General features: G+C 35.8%; 3 protein-coding genes. All 3 read left to right on the top strand.

From position 1 onward, the window contains the following. The first annotated feature begins 673 nt into the window (after positions 1-673). From WC460_06955 to WC460_06945, 3 genes are read left to right on the top strand one after another with little or no spacing between them, the layout of a single operon-like run. Positions 674-1,948, top strand: a complete 1,275-nt coding sequence (locus WC460_06955) for a pitrilysin family protein (protein ID MFA5189068.1) — start codon at positions 674-676, stop codon at positions 1,946-1,948. 2 nt (positions 1,949-1,950) lie between these two features. After that, entirely contained in the window at positions 1,951-2,739 is a 789-nt protein-coding gene (tpiA, locus tag WC460_06950; protein ID MFA5189067.1) for a triose-phosphate isomerase, read from the top strand. A 12-nt stretch (positions 2,740-2,751) separates the two neighbouring features. After that, on the top strand, positions 2,752-3,546 hold the full coding sequence (locus tag WC460_06945; protein ID MFA5189066.1) for a tetratricopeptide repeat protein: 795 nt from the start codon (positions 2,752-2,754) through the stop codon (positions 3,544-3,546). Positions 3,547-4,277 lie beyond the last annotated feature (731 nt).

The following is a 4,277-nucleotide window of genomic DNA, read 5'->3' as shown; positions in this document are numbered from 1 at the left end:
CCTGGCAACAAGACGATTTCTCGTGCTTTAAATTCATACACGAGAATTATCCCTTAAAATCACCAGAAACCCCAACAAATCAAGCGAAATATTACATATTTTTCAACAGAATTAATTCAATCATCCCGTATATATAAAAAAAGGCCGCCTCTAGGTTGATAGAAGCGGTCAGGTAGAATAGTGACATTCAGTTTCGGGCGGCATGTAAGTAAAACGCCAGAGTGCCGATAACCAAGACACTATAGTCATAGGCTATTTGCTTAAGTGTTTTCATAACAATGCCCTCCTTTTAGGATATAAAAGTATACCATATTATTTACTTTCTGTCAAGGGTTTTGTAAATAACGATATTTGTAAGTAATTGTCAACTGGTAAAACAATGATTTTTATGATAAAATATTGATAAGATTGCAGATTATAGATTACAGATTTAAGTGATTAAGTTAAAAGTTCCTGCCTGCGCTAAAGCTTCGGTCTTCACCGACCGAAGTCGGTTTCGACCGACGAAGGTCGGCAGGCAGGCAAAGTTTAAAGTTTTAAATTACAGTTAAAAATTTTAAATTTTGGATTGTCATTTTAAATTTTGCCTGTCTCTCTTGGCTTAGCTATTATTTATGAACTAAGCAATATTAAATGCGAGCCAAGGCGGACATTTTAAATTTTAAATTTATTTATGTATCAAAAGCTGAAATTAAAAAACGGCTTGCCAGTTATTTTAGTCCCCAAAAAAGAAAGCCAAAGCGTGGCCGTGTATTTGATATACAAGGTAGGTTCTCGTAATGAAAAGGATAAAGCAATTCATGGTGCCTCGCATTTTATTGAGCACCTGATGTTTAAGGGTACAAAAAAAAGGCCGTCCACTTTAGCCATATCTAAAGAATTGGATGGCATTGGCGCTGACTTTAATGCTTATACTTCTAAAGATCACACGGCCTATCATATTAAAGCTAACTCAGATAATTTGGATTTGGCCTGCGATATACTCGCTGACATGCTGAATAATTCTTTATTTCCTGCTAAAGAAATTGCCAAAGAAAAAGGCGTGGTGATTGAAGAAATTAAAATGTATGAAGATCAGCCAATTCAATATGCGGAGATTTTATGCGAAGAATTACTGTTTAAGGGCAGCGATTTGGAACACAATATAGCAGGTACGCGGGAATCAATTAGCAAAATGACCAGGCAGCAGATTGTGAATTATTTAAATAGTTATTATGCGCCGGCTAATGCGGTTTTAATGGTTGTGGGCAAATACCCAAAAAACATAGAAAATGTCCTGAACAAATATTTTGTTCAGCCAGGTTTTGGTAAAAAATTTACAGACGCAGAATTAATGCCTGTAAAATTAAAACAAATTGAACCTCAAATTCTATTAAATTATAAAGCCACGAATCAAGCTCATTTGGCCATGGCCTTTCCTGCATATTCTTATTTTCATCCTGATCTGTATGCTTTGTATCTTTTGGCCATAATCTTAGGCGGCAACATGAGTTCGCGCCTATTTATTGATGTTAGGGAAAAACAAGGCTTATGTTATTACATAAGGTCCCAGGCTGATATTTATGAAGATAGCGGAGATTTAATGATCCGTTCAGGCATTGATATATCCAAATTGGATAAAGCGCTAGCTATTATTTTTAAAGACTTGCGGGCCATAAAAGCCAAAGGAATAACAGCTGAAGAATTGGCTAAAGCCAAGACATTTTTAAAGGGTCGTTTGACTTTGCAGCTGGAAGAGCTTAATGATTTGGCTGATTTTTACGGCCGGGAATTTATATTAGCTAAACGTATTTTAACCCCAGAACAAAAAATAAAAAAAATAATGGCTGTGACTAAAAGCCAGGTAAATAAGGTGGCCAAAGATATAATCCAAAAAAACAAATTAAATTTAGTTTTGGTCAGTCCGTTAAAAGATAAAAAGAAAATTTTAAAACATGTAAAGATTTAATTATGAAAAAGCAGGATATGTCCCGCGAAACTGGATCCGCCACTGGCGGAAGGAAAGTAATTATTGCCAATTGGAAGATGAACTTGTCGGTTATGCAAAGTTTGGGATTTATAAAAAAGATTGTTAAATCAAAAAACGAAGTGGTGATTGCCGCCCCTTATACTTTTTTATGCGAATTGGGGAAACATTTAAAACAAAAGAAAATTAAATTAGCCGGGCAAAATGTCTCGCAATTTGACTCAGGCGCCTATACTGGCGATGTTTCAGCTAAAATGCTGAAAGAGGAAGGCTGCGCTTATTGTCTGGTCGGCCATTCAGAAAGAAGAATTTATTTTAATGAAAAAGACAAGGAGATTAATAAAAAGATTATCCAGCTTTTAAAATATAAAATACGCCCTGTCTTGTGCATTGGTGAAAGTTCTTCTGAAAGAGCAAAGGGTTTGACTGCCAAGGTCTTAAATAAACAGCTAAAATTAGCCTTGACTGGAATCAAAAAATGTGAGAATATTTTAATTGCCTATGAGCCGATCTGGGCAATCTCTACTTTTGTTAAATGCAAAACAAAATGCTCTGCCAGAATGTCAGATATTACAGCAGCTCATCAGGAAATTAAAAAAATGCTTAAAGTTTTGTATCCGAAAAAATTCAGTAAGATTAAAATTTTATATGGCGGGACTGTTAATGAAATAAACAGTAAAGATATTTTTAAATTGCCATTAGTAGACGGCGTCTTAGTCGGCGGAGCCAGCTTGAATATTTCCAGCTTCAATGCTATTATTAAATCCAGTTAAAATTTTAAAAATATGTACAATATTATTTCTATAATAGTTATTTTAATAAGCCTGGCAATAATTGTTAGTATTGTTTTTAAAAAATTACCTCTGCTTGCTGGTTTTGATATCAGCTCAATTCCTAAAGAAAAAGAAGCAGAGACTAGGACAAAGATTATGGAAGAACGAATGGCCAGAAAATTTAAGGTTTTTTATAATAAAATAAAGCCATTTTTTAAAATTATTGCGAATTTTGGCCAGAGAAAAATTAATCTGTTGACAGAAAAAATCAAAGCCTGGGAAGAAAAATATAAGACTGCTAAGCCTCCAAAAGAGGCTTTGATGACAAAAGATGAATTTCAAACTTTAGAGAAAAAGATTGAAAGTCAGCTTGAAGCGGCGCAAGATTTGATAAATCAGGAATCTTACCAAGAGGCAGAGAAAATATATCTGGAAATTTTAAGTTTAGAACCAAAGAATATCCCTGCTTATCGCGGGTTAGCCAATTTATATTTTGTGCAAAAGCAGTATCTGGAAGCCAAGCAGACTTATCAGCACGTGATTAAATTAAATAAAAAAGACAGTTCTTCTTATTTCGCATTAGCAGAAATTTTGTATGAGACGGAAGATTATAATAATGCCTTGAGTGTGCTGCAAACCGCCTTAAACTTAGAGCCAAATAATCCTAGATATTTAGATCTTTTTATAACCATAAGTATTTTGGTCAAAGATAAAGAATTGGCCAGGCAGTCGTTAGCCAAGCTTATTGAAGTAAATCCTGATAATGCTAAAATTTCTGAATTTGCTGAGCAGATCAAGACTTTATAAATCATTATTTTAAAATCGTATTTCAGCCGATTTTTTTATTTACATGCCGTTGGCCAGATAAAAGTTTGTGTAATCCATAATTTATCCGTTAAAATAGTTTAAAATAAATAAGATGTTTGTGCATTTTATGCATAAACTTTTATCTGGCCGTTGTACCCTTCGGCTATGCTCAGGGCTTCGGCTTAAGTATTGAAAAGTTTAGGACGATCTACCAGCTTCGCTATAGTAAGTTGGGTAGAATGTGTATTATTTGCCGTTGTAGCTCCCGCCTACGCTCTGGCGAGCTTCGGCGGGCAGGCAGTTAGGTTATTAAGTTTTTATGGACGCTCTACCAGCTTTGCTATAGTAAGTTGGGTAGAATGTGTATTATTTGCCGTTGTAGCTCCCGCCTACGCTCTGGCGAGCTTCGGCGGGCAGGCAGTTAGGTTATTAAGTTTTTATGGACGCTCTACCAGCTTCGCGAAAGTAAGTTGGGTAGAAGAATGTATTATTTGCCGTTGTAGCTCCCGCCTACGCTCTGGCGAGCTTCGGCGGGCAGGCAGTTAAGTTATTAAGTTTTTATGGACGCTCTACCAGCTTTGCTATAGTAAGTTGGGTAGAATGTGTATTATTTGCCGTTGTAGCTCCTGCCTACGCTCTACCGAGCTTCGGCAGGCAAGCATTCAGAATTTGAGTATTTTGGAATGATCTACCAGCTTCGCGAAAGTAAGTTGGGTAGAAAGTATTATTTG

Source organism: Patescibacteria group bacterium, assembly GCA_041651155.1.
Lineage (GTDB): Bacteria > Patescibacteriota > Patescibacteriia > CAIXNZ01 > CAIXNZ01 > JAPLYF01.
The sequence above is the reverse complement of the archived record's forward strand: the minus strand, read 5'-3'. Positions and strand labels throughout refer to the sequence as shown.

Bases quoted from the DNA above. Each gene is read 5' to 3' on its own strand.
- WC460_06955 (MFA5189068.1), top strand. From the start codon at position 674: ATGTATCAAAAGCTGAAATTAAAAAACGGCTTGCCAGTTATTTTAGTC.
- tpiA (MFA5189067.1), top strand. From the start codon at position 1,951: ATGAAAAAGCAGGATATGTCCCGCGAAACTGGATCCGCCACTGGCGGA.
- WC460_06945 (MFA5189066.1), top strand. From the start codon at position 2,752: ATGTACAATATTATTTCTATAATAGTTATTTTAATAAGCCTGGCAATA.